The organism is Microcoleus sp. AS-A8 (genome assembly GCA_039962225.1).
Classification (GTDB): domain Bacteria; phylum Cyanobacteriota; class Cyanobacteriia; order Cyanobacteriales; family Coleofasciculaceae; genus Allocoleopsis.
Window position 1 is genome coordinate 1 of the sequence record JAMPKV010000001.1, and the last position, 23,583, is coordinate 23,583.

Consider the following 23,583-nt stretch of genomic DNA (forward strand, 5'->3'; position numbering starts at 1 on the left):
GGTAATGAGGTATGCATGACAAGCACCAAATCATTGAGGAGCCGTGTGAAGGGAAACTTTCACGCACGGTTTTGAAGACCAGCGGGACTGGTGACAGTCTCGCTGAGTTTAATAGATCGGTTCATGATGCTATCGGAGCCATCTATACCAGCATTAACAAAAAGCCTAAATATGTGTTCGACGCGGATATAAGCAAATGCTTTGACCGAATAGACCACAAGGCACTGCTGTACAAATTAAATACCTTCCCGGCATTACGCCGCCAAGTTAAATCTTGGTTAAGGGCAGGATACATCCTTGACCACCAATGGGAACCAACCTATGCAAACACACCTCAGGGGGGAGTCATAAGCCCCCTCCTGGCGAACATTGCCCTGCATGGAATGGAACAGCATATTAGAAGCTGCTTCAAGTCCAACGCTACTACAAAGTACGAGCTTGGGGTAGTGAGATATGCCGACGACTTTGTGATTCTTCACAAAGACCTAAAGGTTATAGAGGATTGCATAAAGGGCGCATCGGAGTTCCTAGCATCAATCGGTCTTGAGTTACACCCCGAAAAGACAAGGATTGTCCATACCTTAAACAGTCATGGCAACCAGACGCCAGGGTTTAACTTCCTTGGTTTCAACATCCGCCAATACAAAATTGGCAAACATCAGGGTAGCAAACAGGGATTTGTAACTCTCATCAAGCCCCAGAAAGAAAAGATACAAGCTCACCATCACAAACTGTCAAACATCATAGTAGAAATGCTAGCAGCGCCCCAAGAAGCACTAATCGGGAGACTTAACCCGATAATCAGAGGCTGGTCAAACTACTACAGCGCAGTCGTGAGCAAGGAGACATTTAGGAAACTAGATTCCCTCCTATATTGGAACCTTAGAAACTGGGGAAAACACCGTCACTCAACCCATACAGGTAAATGGGTATACGAACGGTACTGGCACAGAATCCGACAAGGTGAATACGATGCCATGACCTTCTCCACCAGTCAGGAAGGAAAAAATCCCTGCTGGCTACTATCCCATGCCCGAACACCTATAGTAAGGCACAAGAAAGTTAAAGGAGCCAAAAGCCCATTTGACGGTGATTTAATCTACTGGAGTTCGCGCCTTGGGGAACATCCCGAAATGGACAGGACAGTTGCAAGACTACTGAAAAATCAAGACGGTAAATGCGCCTATTGTCGCCTCAACTTCATGGATGGAGACTTAATGGAAAAAGACCATATCATTGAAAAGCGCTTTGGGGGTAAAAACTCCAGAGACAACTTCCAACTTCTCCATCGCCATTGCCACGATAAAAAGACTGCGATGATGACAGTCTTGACTTGCTCCAATATCAAGGAAGCGGGCAAATGAGGAGCGGAATGATGCGAAAGTATCACGTTCCGTTCTGGAGAGCAGCGGCTCTCGTAAGGGAGTCGCTGACTTTAATTAGCGGTAATAGCCTAGTTGCGGGTGAGAAGCTAAACATCAAGGGGATGACAGCCACAGTTAAAAAAGGGAAGCGGAAAGCCCAAAAAGCAGGGCTTAACCGTTCCATTTTAGATGTTGGCTTTGGCCTGATTGGACAAATGCTTGAGTATAAATTAGCTGAGGCAGGAGGATTCTATGTGGAGTCTCCAACTCAAACACTCAAGCCTACTCAGCGGTGTGCAACATGTTGGGAGTTAACGCCTAAAACATTAGCTGACACAGTTCATGTTTGCTCTAATCCCAACTGCAACCACACCGAAGATAGAGATGTTAATGCTGCTCAAGTCAATATCACTTGGGCAAGGGGGCAGGAACTGTCCTCTTTAGGCGCAGAGTCGCTTAGCTCTACCGCTTGCGATCGTCAAGCGGCAACTAGGGGCGAAGAAGCGCTACTAAACGACAATCTGCTGCTGGGTCTGGAAACTCCGACCTCAGCGATAGCAGGTCGGAGTAGTTCATTTAAACTCCAATAATCCTCAAATCGTTGTTCATCCATATCTAATACAGGGAAACCAATCCAAAATCTAAAATCCTTGCATCCAAAATCGATTAAGCAGTTACCCTGTAAGCCATCCGCAGAACTTGACAATCACGGGCAAGATTCAGATATTCCAATAAACCCGTCAAATGCCCTTCCCGCAATTGCAACAACGGTTCACCGGGTTTAGGCAACCAGTCCAACCTTGGCATGTCCTTCGTAATCACCGCTACTATTTCCTCCTGCCCCGGACTGCCAGTTAACTTAAAATACTTGTGGCGCGAACTTGCTTGCGGTAAACTCACCCATCCCCCAAGATGCTGCGCTTGGGGCGCAAACCCGGACGGACACAAGCACCACATTTTCCCCGACGTGCCTTTCTCCAACAGCAGCAAATACCCAGCGCTATCCAGATTGACCTCAAGCCGAATCCTACTGTTTAAGCGAAAAGAGAAAGAGTCTTCCTCCGTCATTTCCGCCTCTCCCATCTCCAGAGGTAACGGGGATTTAAGCAAAACTGGCTTCACTTTGTCCGTAGGCGTTGCGGTTTCCCAAAGTTGCTGCCACAGTTGGTCACAGGTTAAGGGGATTAAGTGACGCTGTTTTAGCCATTCGGGAAACTTCGCGTCTCGTAGCCACTTTCTCGCATCTTTCCATTTCCCCTTGCCACTTAATTGAGGACAACCCACCTCAGCCAGCTTCGGACAAATTGCCTTATCCCAGCGATCGCGCAGAATCTTAACAGGGTCGGCATCTTCATTTCTGGCTCCCGCTATTAAATTGTCTCTCAAAACATCAGCAAGACGCTCCCACGTCCCTAAATCACTATTGGCTAAGAGGAGGCGCTCCACAAATGCCAGCTCTGTATTATCGGAGAAACCAAATTCTATAGCAATATCTTTGAGAAATGGTTTCTCATATTCTTCATAGCTTGGCAGGCCAAACTCCTAAAACAGTGGAAACAATAGGAGTGTCCTGTAGAACCCATTAGGGAAGGGGAGTAAGAATCAAAGCCTCTGTGGGCTAAAAAAATTATCCGCTACCCTCTCCTATACAGGAGAGGGTTAGCCAGAGGTGGAGAGAGGTTTTCCAGAGAGGTCAGAGTGTACAGCATCCAATCGAGAAGGGCTATATAACTCCTCACCGACTCAAAGTAAGGCACTCTTGCTGGAGATTCGCTGGCACAACAACCGTATGCTGAACATCTATCGCCGTAACTCTGGTTCTGCTCAAAGCTAAAAGCTTCCTAGAAACCTCCTGCGGTTTGGATTTACCCAATATTTCATAGACAGCAAGCATAAAATCTGGGGTGATGCTGTTCAATCCAAATGTCAAAATTTTAGGATTTCGCGTCACGACCATCAAGGGTTGGCCTGAGCAAGAAATGAAGGGCGGGTTGGGGCAATTTGGATTAAAAGGGCTATAAATTCCCTTTAAGCCACCGTACTGACTGGAGCTATTACGGATACTCGTTGAAGAAGTGGAACTACCGTAGAACCCCTGAACGTTAATGATGGAGTAGAAAGAATAAGGCTTGCTCTCTAATCGACCCAAGAATTGACCGGAGGGAGACCGCAGTTCTGCGATACCATCGAGCTTTTTGAGATATTCGATATAAGTCTCTACAGTCATCATGCTTTTTGTCGGTGACCCTATAATTGCCGTTGGTGTCTTCAGCTCCATTTGGCTCATCTATAAGAATCGCTGTTCCTGCCGTGAATTTGCATAAAGTAACTTTGATCACGAGAAGAAATTGAATGAAGATTTAGTAAAGCGCTCTTGAGATCGCTGATTTTTTGCGTATTTGTGTTGACTTAAATTTCATTAGGCTTGAATATTCTGTATAGCAGTTTACAGTTTTCTAATTTTCATCAAGTCTTATAGCTTTCCTAAGTTTGATGTTGTTTGGGTGAAATGTCGTTATCCAACTATGATTCTACCTTTAGATGGATTATTATGGTACTTGTCAGATGATATAAAGTATCCTCTATATTTAACCTCTAATTCGCAAAATTGTTTATAGAAGCCGCTCACTAAGGGCGGCTTTTATAATTTAGAGCTGACTCAGAACGCAGGATCAGCATAGGCTGGCTCAGCAGTTCTTGTTACTGCCGTGTCGAAGTATTTTCCGAATCTACGCCTAAACGTATCCAGCACCGATGAGCTGGAGAGCAATTTTGCAATGCCTGACTCTATAGGTCGAAGAGTGTTTCTGCGGTAGAGTGGTAATCTACGAAGGTTAACAGGGCTAGGCTTGGTGAGGTGTCGTGCTGCCAACCACCTATCATCACCCTCTATACAGGTGCAAGCGAAACCTGTTCCTCAGATGATGAAACTTGAAAGTACAGCTTTTACTGCAAATGGGATGATTCCCTTCCTCTACACTTGTGACGGTCAAGACATCTCCCCAGAACTTCGATGGGACGAACCACCCGCAGGCACACAAAGCCTTGCCTTAATTGTCGATGACCCAGATGCTCCGAGTGGAATCTTTGTGCACTGGGTACTCTATGACCTTTCTCCGGAAACTCGCCACTTACCCGAAGCTGTGGCGGCTACCCCTACACTCCTAAATGGGGGTACACAGGGTAAAAATGATTTTGGTCAACTGGGCTATGGTGGCCCTTGCCCACCCAGTGGCGTCCACCGTTACTTTTTTAAACTCTACGCCCTCGACCGAGAACTGGGACTCAAATCCGGTGCCACAAAAGCTCAGCTAGAGGCCGCAATGAATGGTCATATTCTCGCTGCTGCCGAACTCATCGGACGCTATGCCCGTTCTTAGAGAGTGGCAAAAACAGTTGAAAGATGGCACCTTGGGAAGTTGAAAGTTCTAATATAAGCTTCTAACCTTGTAACTTTCAACCGACTCCCCTACTGAACCCTAACGCCTGATTGCCAACTTAACTGCTGTACCAGTAGCGGTAATCAGCAGCAGTGCACCTTTTTGGTCAACATTAATCGTGCCGGTGTCAATTTCAATCCCAATTACAGCATCAGCACCTAAACGTTGAGCGCGTTTTTGCAGTTCTGCTATGGCTTCCTGCTGCCCTTTCTCAAATACCCGCTCATAACTGCCAGTGCGTCCACCAACCACATCGCGAATTCCTGCAAAGAAATCTCTCAGGGCGTTAGTGCCATAGACAACCTCTGCTGTGACAATCCCTAAATACGCTTCAATGGTCGCACCTTGAATAATATCGGTGGTCGTTACAATCATTCAAAGATCCTCTGGTAGAATGAATGTCGCTCATTTCTTGGCAAGAGAAATGGTGATTATCAATGCCATTTCCCAAGCCGATTTAATCCGCACTAACAGTTTCAGTTTACTGGTGCAGGAGAATTAGTGAAAGCGATTATTGCCTATCGCCGTTTGATTGAACTCGCACCCCAAGACCGGCAAACCTACTACAATCTGGGTGTTGCCCTAAAAAAATGCGATAGTGCTAATACATGGCGGAAGAAAGTGTGGAAGCGATGACCAGAATAGGGTAAGGCGGCTCCAAGGGAAGGCCCTACTGGAAACTCAGCACTAGTTTTGGACTCATCGCCGGGGACGATACGTGACTAGACTGATGACGCTCTGCCGGACTGATATGTGCCAGTAGATTCAGCAAGAACGTTAGGGTGGCGGCTTGAAGAAGTCTGTTGAACATAGTGGGCATTCCTCAATTTCTAGCTTCATTCCTAGATTACGATAGACGACGAAAACCAGGGTTTACCTGATCAACTCACCGTTGGGGTGGTTTGTTGGTCATGGTATCTAAGGATCAAGGGAGCGCTAAACACCCACGTTCCGCCTTTTAAACTGTCACAAAAGAAAAAAGAGGCAATAGCAGAAAGTCAACCCTCCAAATTGTCACCCCCACTCCATCCCCTGAGCCGACTGTAAATCGTGTCAATCGCTACAATCAATCTAAAGAAATACAAACATTCGCTGTAACGCATGATTCCTACAGTTATTGAGCAATCCGGTCGTGGCGAACGCGCCTTTGACATCTACTCTCGTCTGTTGCGAGAGCGAATTGTCTTTCTCGGACAACCTGTTGATTCTGACTTGGCTAACTTAATCGTTGCCCAACTGTTGTTTTTAGAAGCCGAGGATGCCGAAAAAGACATTTACCTCTATATCAACTCTCCCGGAGGTTCGGTAACAGCAGGCATGGGAATTTTCGATACGATGAATCAAGTCCGTCCAGACGTTTGCACCATCTGTGTAGGCTTGGCGGCTAGTATGGGGGCGTTCTTGCTCAGTGCGGGTGCTAAGGGCAAGCGCATGAGCTTACCGCATTCCCGGATCATGATTCACCAACCTTTGGGAGGTGCCCAAGGACAGGCGACGGATATTGAAATTCAGGCTAGAGAAATCCTGTATCACAAGCGGCGGCTCAATGAGTTTTTGGCAGAACACACCGGCCAACCTATTGAACGAATTGAGGAAGATACCGAACGTGACTTCTTTATGTCCGCTGAGGAAGCCAAGGACTATGGTTTGATCGATCAGGTGATTGATCGCCGTGTTTCAGCTACACGTACCCCCGTCGGCGTGGCGTAAGGGCAATGACCATAGACAGAAGTGGGAGATCAGGAGATGGGTACAATGGCTCAACTTAAACCCAAAAGTCTGTTAGCTAGATTTTGATGGGTTTGTAGTCAGTGATTCACGCGCTAATGGCAGACTACGAAAGGAATAAGTACCCCTCGAATCAACTTCGACACTTTATTCGTGGTTCATTGCATTATTTTTGTTGGGTTGTAGGGGTAGCGCCTCGTCACTCTTATCTCCGGGTGCCTACCCCCAACGTTACTCTAGTCTTCGGGTGTTGGCTCAGATTCAAGATGATGCAAGAAGTCCAGCAATTCGCCATCTGTCAAGAGCTGGCGCGATCGCTTCCCGTAAGTTTGCAGCAGATAATCTTTCCCCTGCTGAGTTGTCCAGCCCAAACGCTTGAGTTCCACATTCGTTCTGGCAATGATGTCAGAAAAATCAACGGGAGTATCAGGGGCGGTTGTGGTAATCGTGTCTACTTCCGGTTGCCGTTTCCGTTTACTCTGGGCGGAAGAAGTGACGGCCAGCTCCTCTAATGGCGCTGGGGAGGAATCCTCTGGTGCCCTCCAAAGTGGCTGTTCAACATCCTGGGATAGGGAAACTTCAGGGGACGCTTCATCAGCCAGCGTCATTTCATCGGCTCCCCATGAAGCCGTTACCGCCACACCCGCGACTTCTTCCCGGTTTGAGTCATGCGAGGCAAAACGGCTGATGTCTGTGACGAGCGAGGGTTCTGGAAACCGAGTGGATGGGGTCGAGTGCAGAGTTTCAGAGGAAAAAGCGGTGGCAGCGACGGCTGTTGGCAGTGGCGGTTGCGGTACCTCCCGATGCACAACAGGCATTTCTGGCTCGGCTGTAATGGTTGTGGCAGAAATATCTAAAAGAGCTAAGGCTCGACTTCTAGCCTGATCTTCTGCCAATTCGACGGTTTCAGCCGCAGCAAGTGCTGTAACAAGAGTCGTTCCCTCCACTTGCACCAAGCAACGCACGATGTATTTCCCGTGATCGATCGCCGCTAGCTCCGTAACCAAGCTCCCTTTGGGATAATCCCTTCTGAATTGATTAAACATATATATACTCTCTTTTCAAGAACATTTCGTGAACAGACGCCTACAACCTAAAATAATTAAAGACAGTCCATTGTCACTGTAACTCATTGCCTTTGCTGCAAAGCGATTCAGTCCGAAGAGCAGCAACAATTCATAAAAGGCAGCGTGTCAAGGTACGTGTCTGTTAGCAAGTAACTGGGTGGATCAAGTCCTCTTTACTCGGTATTTGTGACTTCTCCAGCCTCAACTGTATCGATCGTTCCCGTTTTATAACAGTTGTGGTGTTCCAGAGAAGTCATCAAACTGGGTAGGAAGATCGCTAGTTGTGTAAATGAGCCATTGTCGTTGAAACACTGCTACAAGTGGGCACGTCCCTAGGCATCCGGCAAATTTCACAGCGAGTTATCCACTCTCAAAGAGTGGCTTGAGGCTCAGTTTCGCTACAGAACACAACGGATACAGTCGGCCACCCTGTTTGGGCAATGAACGCACTTTCTCGACAGTGAACGCCCTTCTCAGGGTTAAAAGTTGGCAAGTTGAACGTTGAAAGTTCTCACCTACCCCGCGAGTCCTCAAGTGAGGAGTCCAACCTTAAGAGCGTTCAACCAACCCTTTGAGATGGGCTACGGTCAACAACCCTTCAGAGTAGGCTCTGTCGCAGTAGGTGAGCACAAAAGCCAACAGGGCAAGAGTAGAAAAAACCCGATTCAGATCAATCAAAAGGATTGTTGGATGGAATTTTCAATCGCTACATTACTTTCTAATTTCACCGATGAAAAATCAGTGGCTCCCAAGAATTTGGAAAAAAAGCTGGGTTGCCAGGACGAAGAAAATCTGGAAAAACTCCAAATTGCTCTGGATGCTCTAGAAAAAATTGGAGTTTTGGTCAAAGAGCGTGGCAGGTATCGGCGCATCTATGAAGAAGATGTGGTTGAAGCCAAGCTGCGTTGTTCGAGTAAGGGATTTTGTTTCGCGATTCAAGATGTAGAGGGCGCTGATGATATTTACATCCAGAAAAGCCATTTGAGTACTGCCTGGAATGGCGATCGCGTTCTGGTCAAAATCACCAAAGAAGGTAGCCGCCGTCGGAGTCCCGAAGGCCAGGTGAAATTAATCCTGGAACGAGCTAATCCTTCGGTGCTCGCACGAGTCCGGCGCGCCAATGAAAGCTTTCAAGCCGTTCCCCTGGATGACCGACTTTTGTTTGAACTCGACCTCAAGCCGAATCACGAAAATCTAGAAGAAGCCATCGATCATCTGGTTCATGTCGAAGTGTTACGCTACCCCCTAGGACACAATAACCCAATTGGTAAGGTAGCACGCGTCCTAGGAAGTGACGCCGAAGACGCGGCTGACACGGACATCGTTTGTTGTAAGCACGATTTGCGCCGCAACTTTCCCCCCAACGCGCTGAAAGCCGCTGAGGAGATACCCAAACAACTCCGCAAGGCGGACTTAAAAAAGCGCCTCGATTTACGGGAACGTTTGACGTTGGCGATTGAGGGGGAGCAACCCAGCGACAGTGGGGTCGTTGAGAACGCCTTCACCTTGGAAAAAACCAAGACGGGATACTGGGAGTTGGGTGTCCATATCGCAGATGTCGCCAGCTTTATTTCCTTGGACTCCCCCTTGGATCGAGAAGCCAGAAAGCGCTGTACAGCGGTTTATCTGGGAGATATTGTGCTGCCCCTACTGCCAGAGGCAGTGCAAGAGCGTTGCTCCTTAGTTCCCGGTGAAGACCGTTTGGCTATTTCTGTCATGCTCACCCTCAAGGAAGACGGTGAATTGGTGGAGTTTGAAATTCACCCTTCCGTGATTCGGGTAGACCATCAGCTCAGTTACTCTCAGGCACAGTCGCTGTTAGGAGAACATCAAGAAGCTGACCCCGAATTGGCTTCGGGATTAGAAATGCTCAAGCACCTGTTTTTTGAACTCAGTGCAGCGGTTCGCACGAAACGGCAACAGCGGGGGGCGTTTGACTTAAATGTATCGGAAACTCAGTATCCCTTCAAGGATGAAGGGCGCATGGGAGCGATTATCCTATCTTCCACACTGCCGGTACGGTCTCTGTTAATGGAATTAACGATTTTAGCCAACCAAGCCGTTGCTTCCCATTTGCACGCGCTCGCCCTACCTGCCATTTACTGTGTGCAACCGATACCGGATCTCGATGAGCTTCAGGATTTGATTAAGTTGGGCAACAATCTCCACCTCGATATGCAGATGGATGAGGAGGAGGACGTGACTCCCCAGGATTATCAACGCTTTACCCAGCTATTTGCCAAATCAACCGCTCCCAAAGTCCTGAATTATTTATTGCAATCCACGTTAAAGCTATCCGGGTACAGTTCTAAGCCTGGTGTTCACTTTGGTTTAGCGTTGGATACAGGCTATACCCACTGCGTATCTCCCCTACGGCGTTATGCGGATTTGTTCGTGCAACGAGTGCTGCTGGCGTTATTTGAGAAAGGGCGCGATCGCCGCTCCACCCGTTCCAAAGACCGTGTCAATCTTAACCATAGTAGCAGCCACGGCAACGTGAACTGGAATATTTTGCCGCCTGATACTCAGCAAGAGTTAGAAACGGAGGTCACCATCTTAGTCCCTCATCTCAATGATCGGGAGAAACTGGCGCAGGATGCGGAAGTGGATTTGCAGGGTTTAAAGAAAGCCGAACAGATGAAAGAACGCACGGGAGATGTTTTCAGTGGACTGATTACGGGCGTCCAATCCTACGGCTTTTTTGTGGAAATTGAAGACCTTTTAGTAGAAGGACTCGTTCACGTTAGTTCCCTGAAAGATGACTGGTACGAGTATCGCTCTCGACACGCCTGCCTCGTGGGTCGGAAAAACCGCACCGCCTATCGATTGGGCGATCGCGTGGAAGTCCAAGTCAAGAGCGTTGATTACTACCGTCAACAAATCGACCTCGTCACCGTGGGTGGCGGTAGCGTTGCGTTTAACGAAGACTTAGAGGAGTAAGTCATTGGTCAGAAGGGTTGGAATGTTAGCAGGTTGGAACGCTCTTCAGGTTGCGAAGTAGGCCGGTTGGAAATTCAAACCTTGAACCTTCAACCTTTCAGCCTTCAACCTTACTAACCTTCAAACTCTCACTTCATCACTAACAAATGACAAATCCTCTCATTTTAGGCGTCACCGGAGCCTCCGGCTTAATTTATGCTGTACGGGCGTTAAAATTTCTGCTGGAGGCTGACTATGCGATCGAACTGGTGGCCTCAAAATCAGCTTACATGGTCTGGCAAGCCGAGCAGGATATTCGGATGCCCCCAGAACCCGAACAACAAGAGCATTTCTGGCGTCAGCAAGCGGGGGTAGCGGAGGGGGGGAAGCTCATGTGTCACCGTTCGGGTGATGTGGGAGCCGCGATCGCCAGTGGCTCTTTCCGTACTTTAGGCATGGTAATTATGCCTTGTAGTATGAGTACCGTCGCCAAATTAGCCGCCGGCTTAAGTTCCGACTTGCTGGAGCGTGCGGCGGATGTTCAGCTCAAAGAAGGGCGTCAACTGGTGATCGTGCCTCGCGAGACACCGTTTAGTTTGATTCACCTGCGTAACCTAACCACCCTCGCCGAAGCCGGAGCCAGAATTGTTCCCGCTATCCCCGCTTGGTACCACAATCCCCAAACAATTGAGGATTTGGTGGACTTTGTGGTAGCGCGTGCCTTTGACCAACTCGACATTGATTGCATTCCCATGAAGCGGTGGCAAGGAGGTTGAAGAGTTTTCGATTTGGATTTATGAGTTTTGTGCTAAAGGAGTAACGTAGAGATAGCAATTAAGCCTCAAAACTCTTTAAAATGCCTGTGATTCGGATTGTGCTACTGGTGGTGGTTGGGGGCGGACTGGCCTTATTTGCCTTTTCAAATTTGTCGCCAGTACTGCCATTGGTATTTTTGGGGACGCAGACGCTGGCTTTACCCGTCGCGGCGTGGATTGGTTTGGCGATCGCAGCCGGAGCGTTTACTAGCTTTTTCTTACAAGTTCTGAGTTCCCTGCAAAAAGGCTACTCGACTCAAAGGCGAGAAGAACGCGACGAAGTGCCACGCCGAAGGAGGACTTATCGTCGTGAATCGCCCGAAAACCCTGAGCCTGAACCTCAAACTCAATTCACTTCACCCCCTCCTCCGCCACCTCCACAAACGCCAAGCAACAGGGTTACTTCCGATTGGGAGGAACGCCGTCGAGAGGACTGGGACTTTGAGGATGAGCCTACTGCACCCCAATCAAGGTCACAAGATGTTGATGATTGGCAAGGGAGTCGCCCTAGTTCCTCCCCACGGGACACTCCACCGATGGATAGCACGAACTACGAAGTCCCACAAGAGCCAAAAACTAGCTCTCAGAGTGGCTCTGTCTATTCCTTCAGCTACCGAGATACCCCAGAATCAGGCGTCGGCAAACCTGACCAAGTCTATGATGCTAACTATCGAGTGATTTCGCCGCCCTATCAGAAACCACCGGAACCAAGTGAAGACGAGGAAGACTGGGGATTTGAAGAGGATGAGGATTTTGATGATGAAACACGGAGCAAGCGAGGGCGGCGATAATTCCAGAATTAATTTTTCTTTATAGGCAGGGGAGAAACTCGGCCTCAAAGAGCTGTGGGTTCATCGGTCGAGAGACTTGCCAGAACCGGTGAAACCCAGGAGGGTGTAAGATCGCAAAGCTGCTCAATTGGTGAGGTGCAATCTCTCCGTGAAGGAATTACAAGGAAGTAATATTTTTCTCGTTGGCATGATGGGTACCGGAAAGACAACGGTAGGAGATTTATTAGCCCGTCAGCTAGGTTACAGTTTTGTGGACACGGATGGTGTCATCGAGAAAGCAGCAGGTAAAACCATTAATCAGATTTTTGCTGATGAGGGTGAAGAGGCATTTCGCCAACTAGAATCTGAAGTACTTTCCCACTTATCAGCTCACACGCGGTTGACTGTTGCCACAGGGGGTGGCATCGTGCTACGGCGATTTAACTGGAGTTATCTGCATCACGGCTTAGTGATTTGGTTAGATTCACCCGTGGAGGTGTTAATGGTTCGCCTGCAAAACGATACAACTCGCCCTTTACTACAAAACGATAATCCCGCGCAAGCCTTGCAAAAAATTCTTGACCAACGACGCAATCTGTACGCCGAAGCTGACCTTCATATCCAAATCAGCGTGGAGGATAGGCCGGAACAGATTGTCTCACGCATCATGACTGAGATTCCTAACAGGCTGAAATCCCAGGGTGAGCGATCGCATGAAAACGGCAGCTGAAATCGTATCGCACACAGTGCAGTACCACAAGTGGTTAAGGCTTGCGCGATCGCTCCTGCTCCTCCTAATGAAGGATTTCCAGATCACACCCTCCCCTATTTAAAAGTAAGGCGCTATACAGATAAGTGGACGTGATAAGCAGACAGAAGCAAATAGGATGATCGCAACAACAGTCAATCCTTTTCTAGAGGGCAATTTTGCGCCGATACGCAACGAAATCACAGCGGATTCCCTCACCGTTATAGGTCAATTGCCTCCTGACTTATCCGGGATGTTCGTGCGTAATGGCCCTAATCCCCAATTTTCACCGATGGGTCATTATCACTGGTTTGATGGGGACGGGATGTTGCATGGGGTGCAAATTGGCAACGGTCAAGCCCAATATCACAACCGCTATATCCAAACCCAAGGCTTTAACATTGAACGGGATGCGGGTCATGCCATCTGGACTGGACTATTAGAACCTCCCCAACTGGATAACCCTCACGGCCCCGGTAAGAATACGGCAAACACCGCTCTGGTGTGGCACGCAGGTCAATTTTTCGCCTTGTGGGAAGGGGGTGCGCCTCACGCGATTCAGCTTCCTGGCTTAGATACAGCGGGTGTTTACACCTATGATCACAAGCTGGTTTCTGCCTTCACGGCTCATCCTAAGGTAGATCCGGTCACAGGTGAGATGATGTTCTTTGGTTACTCGCCTGCTGCACCTCCCTACTTGCACTATGGCATCGTCTCCGCTTCTGGTGAACTGTTGCGAACTGTACCCATTGACCTGCCAATCGGTGTGATGATGCATGACTTTGCCATCACGGAGCATTACACCATTTTTATGGATTTGCCCCTAACCTTCAGTCCGCAACGGATGCAACGGGGAGAGCCAGTGTTAATGTTTGAGCCAGAACGTCCCAGTCGTTTCGGTATCGTCCCTCGATATGGCGACAATAACAACATCCGCTGGTTTGAGAGTCCAGCCTGCTATGTCTTCCATACTCTCAACGCCTATGAGGAGGGAGATGAGGTGGTGCTTGTTGCCTGCCGTATGAGTACCACTACCGTTTTAGTCTCTGAACCAACACCCGGTGAAACGGATGGAGATAAGGCTCGCCTGTATCGCTGGCGGTTTAACCTCAGTACTGGCAGTGTTCGGGAAGAGGCTCTTGATGATCGCCCCTCGGATTTTCCTCGCGTGAATGAACAGTACTTGGGACGACCCACACGGTACGGTTATACGGCAAGGTTAGCACCCGATCCGATGCCCTTATTCGATAGTCTAATTAAGTACGACTTGAGCAATGGCAGTTCCCAGACTCACGAATTTGGCGCGGGACGCTATGGCGGCGAGGCGGTATTTGTCCCTCGCCCTGGAGCAACCACTGAGGATGACGGCTGGCTCGTTACTTTTGTTTATGATACGGGTGAGGAGACTTCTGAACTCGTGGTGGTGAATGCCCAAGATGTAAGCGCTGAGCCTGTGGCGCGAATCTTGATGCCACAGCGGGTACCTTATGGTTTTCATGGTGCTTGGGTTTCGCAGGAACAGCTCATGAATACTAAGTGATGGTTGGATGTCTTTCGGGGTAATGGGTAATGGGTAATGGGTAATGGGTAATGGGTAATGGGTAATGGGTCAAAATCAAATTGACCTGTTACCGAGGCTACGGGTACGCACCAAGCCAGAAGCAAGATACACTTCAGACTCTTTCCTCAGACTCAAGCTTTTGACATGCAACGAAATGTAAACTAATAATGAAGAAAGCCTGATAGAAGACTCAAACCTGTGAATTCTTTGCTTCCGCTTCCGTTAAGCAAAACCCCGAAAGGCTTACAGTTCCAAACCATTCTGGCAGACACTCTCACGATTTTTTGGGGAGAGTGGTTAGATTTACGGGTGCGAATTGTACAAGTCGCGGCGGCTGGCTTGGTGTCACCCCTGATTTACATTGTCGGATTTGGTTTGGGGCTGGGGAGTGCGTTGGACGCAACCATGAAACCTGCCGCCGGTGATAACTATTTGCAGTTTATTCTACCGGGAATGATTGCTCTGTCTTCGATGACGATTAGTTTTGGCGGCACCACTTTTTCCATTTGTGGCGATCGCATTTTTACTAAAACGTTTGAGGAAACGCTACTCGTACCTGTACATCCCTTAGCGCTGTATTTAGGTAGAATGCTGGCTGGAATTGTGCGCGGGATGATGACATCCTGTTCTGTGATTTTAGTCGCCCTGATCTTCACGGGCAAGTTTGGCAGTTTCTTAAACCCCTTGTTTTTGCTATTACTGGTACTTAACTGTGCTGTATTTGCGGGTTTGGGGGTAATTGTCGGATTGAATGTGAAGTCACTGGAATCGGTTGGACTTTACAACAACTTCGTGATTGTTCCCATGTCGTTTTTGGGAGCAACGTTTTTTGATCCAGCCACGTTACCCACGGTACTCAAAGGAGTTGTGTATCTGCTGCCTCTTACCTATACCAGTATTGGGCTACGTGCGGCGGCTTACTTACCGCTGTCACAATTTCCCTGGTATTCTATACCGATTCTCGTAGTGGTTGCGATCGCGCTTGCCCTGGCTGGAGCTTACCAATTCGCTCACCAACAGGATTAATCTCAACGAGTTGCCCTATTTGTTGAATGTTCGTTTCCTGAAGAAACTGAACAGCAATCTCAACGCTAATATTTGTATTTAGATAAGCTTAATACCAAAAAAATACAGTTTTTACACATTAGGTGTGACAGTTAATTGATTGTCCACCCCAAATTCTCATCTAACTAGCCACTAAGTCAGACAGTGAAGCGTTGCAAAACCAAAGCCACATCGGTCAGACAATGACAACGCAGAAACTGTGCCATTGAATCCCCTGCCAGGGTAGACTTCAGCGTAGGGTTAGACAGTGAAAGCCAAGTTTTAGCTATCAAACCCAGCTTGTCACAGGGTTTTCCCCAATATCCCTGCAAGTCCTACTCAGGCAGAATTGACCATGAGTACCCAGTTACACAACGCGCAGAGGGAGCAGAACCTCCTACCAGCTGTCACACCCGCAACCATCCAAAGGGTGAGGGAAGGGGTGGCAGCATCACGCAATCGCACGGTTCGCCAGTGTATCCAGAACGCCTTTGGCAATATCGAAACTATTGCACACGGAGGTTGCGAGCGCCGCGCTAGTGGGTGGCTGCGTCGTTGGGTACTGCGATCGCTCCTTCACACTTTTTTCCGGGTGAAAGTCGAACACCCAGAACGGATGCCCAAACAACCCGCCATCCTCGCCGCTAACCATCTCAGCCATATTGACCCTTTCCTCATCCTGTCTGAAGTCCCCGCGCATCCTTACTATTACATCCCAGGCGATGCTCGCACTCTGTATAACCGATGGTGGAAGCGCCAAGTCTTAGGGTGGGCTGGAGGTGTCATTCCCTTGGAACGCCGATGGAAAGAAGAGATTGCTGTGATTGAAGCGGCTAAGGCAGGATGCAAGGAACTCGCTGACTTGGCGGCAGCCATTGAACAGGATGTGCCAACGGGTGCCGATTTACATACTCTACGCTGGATAGACCGTGCGGTTCAGGCTATTTTTGCCCGTGGGGATGGGATGATGATTTTTCCAGAAGGAAAATTGGGAAGTGTTGAGGGGGAGTTGCAACTGCCGTTGGCTCGTGGAGTTGGCATCTATGCCCTACGTGCCGGTGTGCCAATTGTGCCAGTAGTGCTGATTGGAACACAAGACCTCTATTTCCGTAAAGAATTAACCATTCGGTTTGGTGAACCGTTACGCTTTCCTCAATGCGATCGACCTAAGCCGCAGCAAGTAAAAATAGCGTTGGAAGCTTTGCAAGATGCGCTGATGGCGCTTTTGCCTAAAGATTATCAGGAACCGAACGGGCTAAAGTTGTTGCGTTATTTCTTCAATCACTTCTTTTGGTAAGACTCCTGATTGGGAATAGTATGTTTTTTTAACGCAGAGGTCGCAGAGGAAAGCGCAGAGGGTCGCAGAGGGTTTGAAGCTAATTTTCGGTGATTTTCTAGGGATGTGCAAACGATTTGACTCTTAATTTTTAAGGAAACCTGATGAATAAAGTTGATTTAGCTTTTACACCAGCTCTCGAACAAGCCCAGCTGATCCGCCAACGTGAAGTATCCCCGTTGGAGTTAGTTGAAGTTTACTTGGAACGCATTCAGCGGTTAGATTCCCAGTTAGGTAGTTACTTCACGGTGGTAGCAGAGATGGCTCTGGCAGAGGCGAAAGCTAAGACGGAGCAGTTGGCACAAACCAAGGATATTTTAGAACTAGCGCCATTTTTTGGTGTACCCATTGCTATCAAAGACCTCAATCCTGTTGAAGGGATTCGCTGCACCTACGGGACACCCCTACTAATGGAGAAAATTGCCGCCTACAGTGATGCTGTGGTCACACGAATTAAGCACGCTGGCTTTACGATTCTCGGCAAAACGGCAACTTCGGAACTGGGTTCTTTGCCGTATATTGAGCAACCTGGATTTCCACCCAGTCGCAATCCCTGGAATCTGGACTACACCGCCGGGGGGTCGAGTGGGGGTGCCGCCGCAGCGGTAGCCGCAGGCTTAACTCCTATTGCCCAAGGTTCTGATGCTGGAGGTTCGATTCGGGGGCCGGCATTCTGTTGTGGATTAGTGGGGATTAAACCCGCACGGGGTCGAGTGTCCTATGCACCACTAGGCGATCATCTCAGTGGCATTGCCACGAATGGCCCGATCGCGCGGACGGTTGCAGATGCGGCGGCGTTATTGGATGTGATGTCAGGTTATGTCACGGGCGATCCCTACTGGTTACCGAATCCAGGAACTTCGTTTTTAGAGGCTACTCGTCAAGCCCCTGCTCCGTTGCGAATTGCTTACTCTCCTTCTGTCCAGCCGATCGGTGAAGCGGCAGAAATTTGTCAACAAAGCGTTCAACAAACGGTGCAATTACTGCAAGGAATGGGACATAGTGTTGAACAAAGCTGTCCTGATTTCACAGGTTTGATTGAACCGTTTAAGAAAGTTTGGTCGGCAAGCGTGACGGTAGCGGGGATTCCCAAAGAGGTACTCAGCCCCATGAATCGCTGGATTGCTGAGCAGTCGGGTTCTGCTGGGGAGTATTTGCAAGCAGTTCACCAGATGCAAATTGTGGCGCGGCAGATTGTGGCGTTCTTTGAGGTTTTTGATGTCTTGGTGCTACCAACCTATTTACACCCACAAATTCGGGTGGGCGAGTGGGCTAATTTGAGTCCGGCAGAGACATTGGAGAAAATTATTGCTTGGATTGCGCCCTGTCCACCGTTTAATGCCAGTGGTTTACCTGCGATCGCACTTCCCACGGGTTTTGACAACTCCACCGGCTTACCCATTGGGGTTCAATTAGTCGGACGCCCCGCCGCTGAAGCGACACTCATTTCCCTAGCCGCCCAGATAGAAGCTGCCCAGCCTTGGATTGGGCATCGTCCGGGTTTATTCAGCGCTGAGTAACTCTACGAATACCAAATCCGGATTAACTACCCCCTTTTGGGTGGAGACAAGGCAGAAGGCTTTTATGCAGTTCGCGCCCCGTTCTCCGCAGGAGTAGGCAGAAGAAAAAAATACTTAAGCTGAAACGGGACTGATCAAAGCGGATTTGGTATAACTACAAGCTCAGCCACTGGATTGGGGAATAAATAGCGCCGAAAGAATAAAGCTTCATCATGTGATGAAGACTTAATTAAGCCCATTAAAAAGTGAACAACTTTTAGTCGGCGAGGAGAAAAATAGGATTAAGCCTGTAGCCCACTTAATCTGAATTAGTTATGCGCCTTAACCGTACTTTTACAAATCTCCTCATCCTATCTGTGCTATTTATTTCCTTTGGCGATCGCGTGTTTCCCCAACCGATGAGTACAGTCAGCACTCAGTCTAGAGAGAGTGTCAATCAATTCTTCAACCACATATTTCCTAAAGTGTAACCAGGAAACCATAGTACTTAAAAATATTTCGTTCTTGTTCCTCCTTTTTAAGGGATGCTAGGCTGTGTTTTCACATCCGGAGAGCCTCCCTAACCCCCCTTGAGAAAGGGGGAAAAACTCAAAGTCCTCCTTGTTAAGCCGGAGCGACCGCCGGAGCTCATACGAGGACTTTAGTGAGGATGAGGAGATTTAGGGAGATCTTCTAAGATGATTACATCCTAAGGAAAGGTTTGAAAATATGCCCTAGGGGGAGCTGCTAGGATTGACGCAACCTGTCCGATCCCCCCAACCCCCCTTAAAAGGGGGGCTAAGAAGAAATTGCAGATTACTTTACGACTAATAGCCTTCTTTGGGATACTCCTAGACTTTCTTCAACCAGCTAAACATAGCGCGTAAATCTTTACCCACTTCCTCAATGGGATGTTCAGCTTCTTGACGCCGCATGGAAGTAAATCCAGGTTTACCGGATTGATTTTCTAACACAAATTCACGGGCAAATTGACCCGATTGAATCTCGCTGAGGATTTTACGCATCTCAGCCTTGGTTTGTTCGTTCACAATCCGAGGGCCACGAGTATAATCCCCATACTCAGCGGTATTGGAGATGCTATCCCGCATTTTTGCCAGTCCACCTTCGACAACCAAGTCAACAATTAGCTTGACTTCATGTAGGCATTCAAAATACGCTAACTCTGGCTGATATCCGGCGGCGACTAAGGTTTCAAACCCGGCTTTAATTAAGGCACTTAAACCGCCACACAAGACGGCTTGCTCTCCGAATAAATCGGTTTCGGTTTCTTCACGGAAGCTGGTTTCTAAGATACCAGCACGGGTACCACCAATCCCTTTAGCGTAGGCCATTGCGCGATCGCGGGCTTGACCCGTGGCATCTTGATACACGGCAAACAAACAAGGAACGCCTTCTCCCTGCTCATAGGTGCGCCGGACTAAATGCCCTGGCCCTTTTGGCGCAACCATGACCACATCCACATTGGCTGGGGGAACAACTTGACCAAAGTGAATGTTAAAGCCGTGAGCAAACGCAAGGACTTTTCCTTCGGTTAAATTGGGTGCAATTTCGTTCGTGTAAACGGTTCTTTGTACTTCATCAGGCAGCAAAATCATAATCAGGTCAGCGGCTTTTGCAGCATCAGAAACTGAGTGAACTTTCAACCCAGCTTCTTCAGCTTTCGCGACAGATTTACTACCCGGATACAGCCCGACAATTACATTTATGCCACTATCTTTAAGATTGAGGGCGTGAGCGTGACCTTGAGAACCATAACCGATGATCGCGACTGTTTTATCGGCGAGTAGGTCTAAGTTGGCATCAGCGTCGTAGTACATCCGGGCCATAGAGGCATCTCCTTGAGCAAGCATTATGAGTTTGCGGACTCTTGATTCTACCGCGATGTGTATGCAGTTACGACGTGATCGTGCCTTGATTTTCTCTAGCTAATGCCAATGCTGGAATTGCTAGAGGATACGCCTTTATCACTGCTTTATCCGTTCGCCCTCCTAATTACGGAATCAGTTCGGTATAGGTGAGGTTGATGGTGGTAAACTTCCCTTGAGTTACTTTAATGGTCTTGAGTTTATCCCTACTACCCAACACTAGGTAATTAGAGTCCTGGAATTTAGGAACAAGTCTGTACGTTCCTGGCTTGAGAGTAAGGCGGAAGTATCCTTCTTTATTGGGTTGAATGTCAGCGACTTTGCGCCCTGCCTGATTCAGAACGGTGATTGGGATAGGCATCCCAGAGATGACAGGTTGAACCTTTGGTTCACTCCCATCGGGGTTACGCTGTATAATTCCAGGCAATCTACTGCTGGTTGAGCGTCCCTCAATCCCACTCACTGATAACTTACGGGATGGAGATGGCGAATTGCCTGCTAAAGCCAGTTGCGCTGCATCTTGCCGAAATTGCTGTTTAACTGAGTTGGCGGCTTGGGAATCCTGTGTCTGTAGGGACTGAGCAAGGCAGCGACTCGATATGAGTGGTAAGTGAGTTGGCAAGAGGGCGTTGGTTGAAGTCGCGGTTATCCCTAAGGTGGTTAGTACCAGGACACCAGTTGTCAAGTGGCGAACATCTAGCATGAATTTCTAGTTTTAGTTTACAGATAAAGGATTATTGTCCCCAGCCAAAGGCGATCGCACAAAGCGCAGCACCTTGGAGGAGCGATCGCACTCATTGACACTCAATTCGTTATCTTGTATCACTCTTTACAAGCCAGGTGATTTTAAAGATAACCAGATACGCACAATTAAACCCAAAACTCTCAGGGTTGAGAAGTCGGGTTTCTTGAAGAAACCTGACTTCTGGGCGCAAGGTTTATTTACACCCACCTGCTTAGGAATAATTGGCTGTGTTCTCTCCCAAATTGGCATCGAAACTGGAAAGTATTGAGCGAGTTGCAAATTTGGTAACCAGGAGTAACTACATGAGGACTTTTGTCAAGCCGAGGGAACTCTCTGCATGGGTAGAGTACAGACGCCTAAGGTAACACGCGCTACACAAGGAACTCTCTTAAAAAACGCCTATTCCCGCTACATCCTGGTTTGATAGGAAACTCTCTAATCTCTTCCAAGAGAAAGATGCTCTACTGTTTCAAACAGGAGAAAATCAAAATCAATTTGCCTCAACCTCTCAGCCCTTCTCAGAAAAAAGCTGTAACCGGAAAGACTATTTTTCATAAACAGGAGTCTTTGTCAGGAGTTAGCTGCACCTGCTTTGGAGCTGCTATTTTTATTGTAAAATACAGTTCGGAATGAGAGCGTTGATGACCCTTTAACAAGATAAAAGCTTTAGTGATTCGATTTCCATAAACCTAGATCCACCAAGGAAATTCAACGTGAAAATAGGCTCTAATTATTTGGGTAATGGTCGTTGTGAGTTTACAGTTTGGGCACCTTCCCATGATGAGGTGGCTGTGCAAATTGTGTCTCCTGAAAACCGCCTCATCCCGCTGCAAAAGGATGAACAGGGATACTTCAAAGCACTAGCTGAAGGCATTGAGCCAGGAACCCTTTATTTTTACAAAATAGCAGGGGATGATAGACCCGATCCTGCGTCTCATTATCAACCCAAGGATGTACATGGGCCTTCTGAGGTGGTCGATCATAGCCAGATGAATTGGACTGACGCTGATTGGTCTGGGATTCCCTTAGAGGAAATGATTATCTATGAATTGCACGTCGGCACATTCACCCCAGAAGGGACGTTTGAATCGATGATTCCCCGATTAAGGGAATTGCGCGAGTTTGGAGTTAATGCGATCGAAATTATGCCAGTTGCTCAATTTCCGGGCGATCGCAACTGGGGTTACGATGGGGCTTATACCTACGCCGTACAGAATTCTTATGGTGGCCCTGAAGGCTTGAAAAAACTCGTGGATGCCGCTCACCGTGAGGGACTATCTGTCATTCTCGATGTCGTTTACAACCACTTTGGCCCCGAAGGAGCCTATTACAGTCTATATGGCCCTTACTTTACAGAGATGTACAAAACGCCTTGGGGCATGGCGATGAATTTTGATGATAAGTACAGCGACGGGGTGCGTAATTACTTTATTGAAAATGCCCTGTATTGGTTCCAAAACTATCACTTTGATGCTCTGCGATTAGATGCCGTCCATGCTATTTATGATTTGGGGGCGAAACACATCTTACAAGAAATGGCAGACAAGGTTGAAGCTCTTTCCCAATCTGGAGGCAGAAAACTTTATTTAATTGCTGAAAGCGATTTAAATGATGTTCGCGTCATTCGCGAGAAACAGTTGGGTGGACATGGTATGGATGCCCAATGGAGTGACGATTTCCATCACGTTCTTCATGTATTACTCACAGGAGAAAAGAGGGGATATTACCAAGATTTTGGCAGCGTTGAACAGCTAGCTAAAGCTTATAAAGATAGCTTTGTTTACGACTGGAAATACGCTCCTCATCGTGGAAGATATCACGGCAGTGATGCGAGCGATCGCCCCGGTCATCAATTCGTCATTTGCACCCAAAATCATGACCAAGTTGGTAATCGTATGCTAGGTGAACGCTTAACTCATCTAGTATCGTTTGAAGCGTTAAAACTGGCGGCGGGTGCCCTACTGCTTTCTCCCTACATCCCCATGCTATTTATGGGTGAAGAGTATGGGGAAGATTCGCCTTTCCTCTACTTTGTGAGTCATACCGATCAGGATTTAGTTGAGGCAGTCAGACAGGGCAGGAAAAGAGAGTTTGCCGACTTCCATGCAGAAGGAGAATTCATCGATCCTTTCAGCATGGATGCTTTCCAGCAATCTACTCTGAAATGGGATAAACGGCAAGAAGGCAAACACAAAGCGCTGTTAGAACTTTATCAGCATTTAATTCAGTTACGCCGCACCTTGCCTGCCCTCAAGCAACTCGATAAGCAAAATTTAGAAGCCTCTGCGGTTGAAGAAGATAAGCTCCTGTTTCTCCGGCGTGGAAGCAGTGGCGACCAAATCTTCTGCATCATGAACTTCAATGACAAAGAGGTCACTTGTCAAACGTCTCCCGGTGGAATCTGGAGAAAAATTCTGGATTCGTCTGATGAGAAGTGGATGGGTTCAGGCTCTACTGTGCCGGAAAAACTAATTCGAGAGCAGGAAGTAAAAATTCCTCCCCAAAGTTTTGTCGTCTACGAGCTAGAAACATTAGCACAATGAACTGAACCTACGTGAGTTGAGTAGTTGCTTCCTTCTCGCTATAAGATTATCGATAATACTCGTGGATTTCCGAGAAGCATTGGCTAGTCATTGCCTAGTAGATAATTTTGTGTGGGAA

At 48.0% G+C, this 23,583-nt stretch carries 22 protein-coding genes; 15 read left to right on the forward strand and 7 right to left on the reverse strand.

The genetic code is table 11. The features are described from left to right. Positions 1–71: 71 nt before the first annotated feature. Positions 72–1,364 (forward strand): reverse transcriptase domain-containing protein, encoded by a 1,293-nt coding sequence (locus NDI48_00005; GenBank protein MEP0829586.1) that lies wholly within the window; start codon positions 72–74, stop codon positions 1,362–1,364. A gap of 8 nt (positions 1,365–1,372) precedes the next feature. Beyond that, positions 1,373–1,954, forward strand: coding sequence for a transposase (locus NDI48_00010; GenBank protein MEP0829587.1), 582 nt, complete (start codon positions 1,373–1,375; stop codon positions 1,952–1,954). A gap of 76 nt (positions 1,955–2,030) precedes the next feature. Here NDI48_00010 and NDI48_00015 read toward each other — a convergent pair whose 3' ends face one another. Both NDI48_00015 and NDI48_00020 read right to left on the reverse strand, forming a co-directional pair. Next, a complete protein-coding gene (locus NDI48_00015) occupies positions 2,031–2,810 on the reverse strand; it encodes a DUF4384 domain-containing protein (GenBank protein ID MEP0829588.1) in 780 nt (259 codons plus the stop codon). A gap of 289 nt (positions 2,811–3,099) precedes the next feature. Next, on the reverse strand, positions 3,100–3,651 hold the full coding sequence (locus NDI48_00020) for a hypothetical protein (protein MEP0829589.1): 552 nt from the start codon (positions 3,649–3,651) through the stop codon (positions 3,100–3,102). A gap of 634 nt (positions 3,652–4,285) precedes the next feature. Between NDI48_00020 and NDI48_00025 the strand changes: the two genes are divergently transcribed. Next, positions 4,286–4,744: a YbhB/YbcL family Raf kinase inhibitor-like protein gene (locus tag NDI48_00025; GenBank protein ID MEP0829590.1), complete on the forward strand. Its 459-nt coding sequence runs from the start codon at positions 4,286–4,288 to the stop codon at positions 4,742–4,744. A 99-nt stretch (positions 4,745–4,843) separates the two neighbouring features. Here NDI48_00025 and NDI48_00030 read toward each other — a convergent pair whose 3' ends face one another. Beyond that, complete coding sequence (locus NDI48_00030; protein ID MEP0829591.1) at positions 4,844–5,179, reverse strand: YbjQ family protein; 336 nt, start codon at positions 5,177–5,179, stop codon at positions 4,844–4,846. Between the two features lie 126 nt (positions 5,180–5,305). Here NDI48_00030 and NDI48_00035 point away from each other — a divergent pair, with 126 nt between their 5' ends. Continuing rightward, positions 5,306–5,440, forward strand: a complete 135-nt coding sequence (locus tag NDI48_00035) for a tetratricopeptide repeat protein (protein ID MEP0829592.1) — start codon at positions 5,306–5,308, stop codon at positions 5,438–5,440. 34 nt (positions 5,441–5,474) lie between these two features. On the opposite strand, the gene NDI48_00040 is transcribed toward NDI48_00035, so the two are convergent. Next, a complete protein-coding gene (locus tag NDI48_00040) occupies positions 5,475–5,615 on the reverse strand; it encodes a hypothetical protein (GenBank protein MEP0829593.1) in 141 nt (46 codons plus the stop codon). A gap of 290 nt (positions 5,616–5,905) precedes the next feature. Between NDI48_00040 and clpP the strand changes: the two genes are divergently transcribed. Then, positions 5,906–6,514, forward strand: coding sequence for an ATP-dependent Clp endopeptidase proteolytic subunit ClpP (gene clpP, locus NDI48_00045; GenBank protein MEP0829594.1), 609 nt, complete (start codon positions 5,906–5,908; stop codon positions 6,512–6,514). Positions 6,515–6,768: 254 nt separating this feature from the next. Here clpP and NDI48_00050 read toward each other — a convergent pair whose 3' ends face one another. Beyond that, the gene (locus NDI48_00050; protein ID MEP0829595.1) at positions 6,769–7,578 is read right to left on the reverse strand and encodes a hypothetical protein; all 810 of its coding nucleotides are present in this window, start codon (positions 7,576–7,578) and stop codon (positions 6,769–6,771) included. A gap of 711 nt (positions 7,579–8,289) precedes the next feature. On the opposite strand from NDI48_00050, the gene NDI48_00055 reads away from it, so the two are divergent. From NDI48_00055 to NDI48_00090, 8 genes are all read left to right on the forward strand, one after another. Beyond that, on the forward strand, positions 8,290–10,539 hold the full coding sequence (locus NDI48_00055) for a ribonuclease R (protein ID MEP0829596.1): 2,250 nt from the start codon (positions 8,290–8,292) through the stop codon (positions 10,537–10,539). 146 nt (positions 10,540–10,685) lie between these two features. Further along, positions 10,686–11,294 carry a UbiX family flavin prenyltransferase gene (locus NDI48_00060; protein ID MEP0829597.1) on the forward strand — a complete coding sequence of 203 codons (609 nt, stop codon included), beginning with the start codon at positions 10,686–10,688 and terminating at the stop codon, positions 11,292–11,294. Between the two features lie 80 nt (positions 11,295–11,374). Continuing rightward, positions 11,375–12,124, forward strand: coding sequence for a hypothetical protein (locus NDI48_00065; GenBank protein ID MEP0829598.1), 750 nt, complete (start codon positions 11,375–11,377; stop codon positions 12,122–12,124). A 148-nt stretch (positions 12,125–12,272) separates the two neighbouring features. Next, entirely contained in the window at positions 12,273–12,833 is a 561-nt protein-coding gene (locus tag NDI48_00070) for a shikimate kinase (GenBank protein MEP0829599.1), read from the forward strand. Positions 12,834–12,990: 157 nt separating this feature from the next. Continuing rightward, entirely contained in the window at positions 12,991–14,391 is a 1,401-nt protein-coding gene (locus NDI48_00075; GenBank protein ID MEP0829600.1) for a carotenoid oxygenase family protein, read from the forward strand. A 219-nt stretch (positions 14,392–14,610) separates the two neighbouring features. Beyond that, positions 14,611–15,438 carry an ABC transporter permease gene (locus NDI48_00080; GenBank protein MEP0829601.1) on the forward strand — a complete coding sequence of 276 codons (828 nt, stop codon included), beginning with the start codon at positions 14,611–14,613 and terminating at the stop codon, positions 15,436–15,438. A 373-nt stretch (positions 15,439–15,811) separates the two neighbouring features. Continuing rightward, positions 15,812–16,753, forward strand: a complete 942-nt coding sequence (locus NDI48_00085; protein MEP0829602.1) for a 1-acyl-sn-glycerol-3-phosphate acyltransferase — start codon at positions 15,812–15,814, stop codon at positions 16,751–16,753. Positions 16,754–16,896: 143 nt separating this feature from the next. Continuing rightward, positions 16,897–18,312, forward strand: a complete 1,416-nt coding sequence (locus NDI48_00090) for an amidase (GenBank protein ID MEP0829603.1) — start codon at positions 16,897–16,899, stop codon at positions 18,310–18,312. 830 nt (positions 18,313–19,142) lie between these two features. On the opposite strand, the gene ilvC is transcribed toward NDI48_00090, so the two are convergent. Then, positions 19,143–20,138, reverse strand: coding sequence for a ketol-acid reductoisomerase (ilvC, locus tag NDI48_00095; GenBank protein ID MEP0829604.1), 996 nt, complete (start codon positions 20,136–20,138; stop codon positions 19,143–19,145). 166 nt (positions 20,139–20,304) lie between these two features. Next, positions 20,305–20,880: a carboxypeptidase-like regulatory domain-containing protein gene (locus tag NDI48_00100; GenBank protein ID MEP0829605.1), complete on the reverse strand. Its 576-nt coding sequence runs from the start codon at positions 20,878–20,880 to the stop codon at positions 20,305–20,307. A gap of 34 nt (positions 20,881–20,914) precedes the next feature. Here NDI48_00100 and NDI48_00105 point away from each other — a divergent pair, with 34 nt between their 5' ends. Together NDI48_00105 and treZ are read left to right on the forward strand one after the other, a co-directional pair. Continuing rightward, on the forward strand, positions 20,915–21,190 hold the full coding sequence (locus NDI48_00105; GenBank protein MEP0829606.1) for a hypothetical protein: 276 nt from the start codon (positions 20,915–20,917) through the stop codon (positions 21,188–21,190). 445 nt (positions 21,191–21,635) lie between these two features. Further along, the gene (treZ, locus tag NDI48_00110; GenBank protein ID MEP0829607.1) at positions 21,636–23,465 is read left to right on the forward strand and encodes a malto-oligosyltrehalose trehalohydrolase; all 1,830 of its coding nucleotides are present in this window, start codon (positions 21,636–21,638) and stop codon (positions 23,463–23,465) included. Positions 23,466–23,583: the final 118 nt, after the last annotated feature.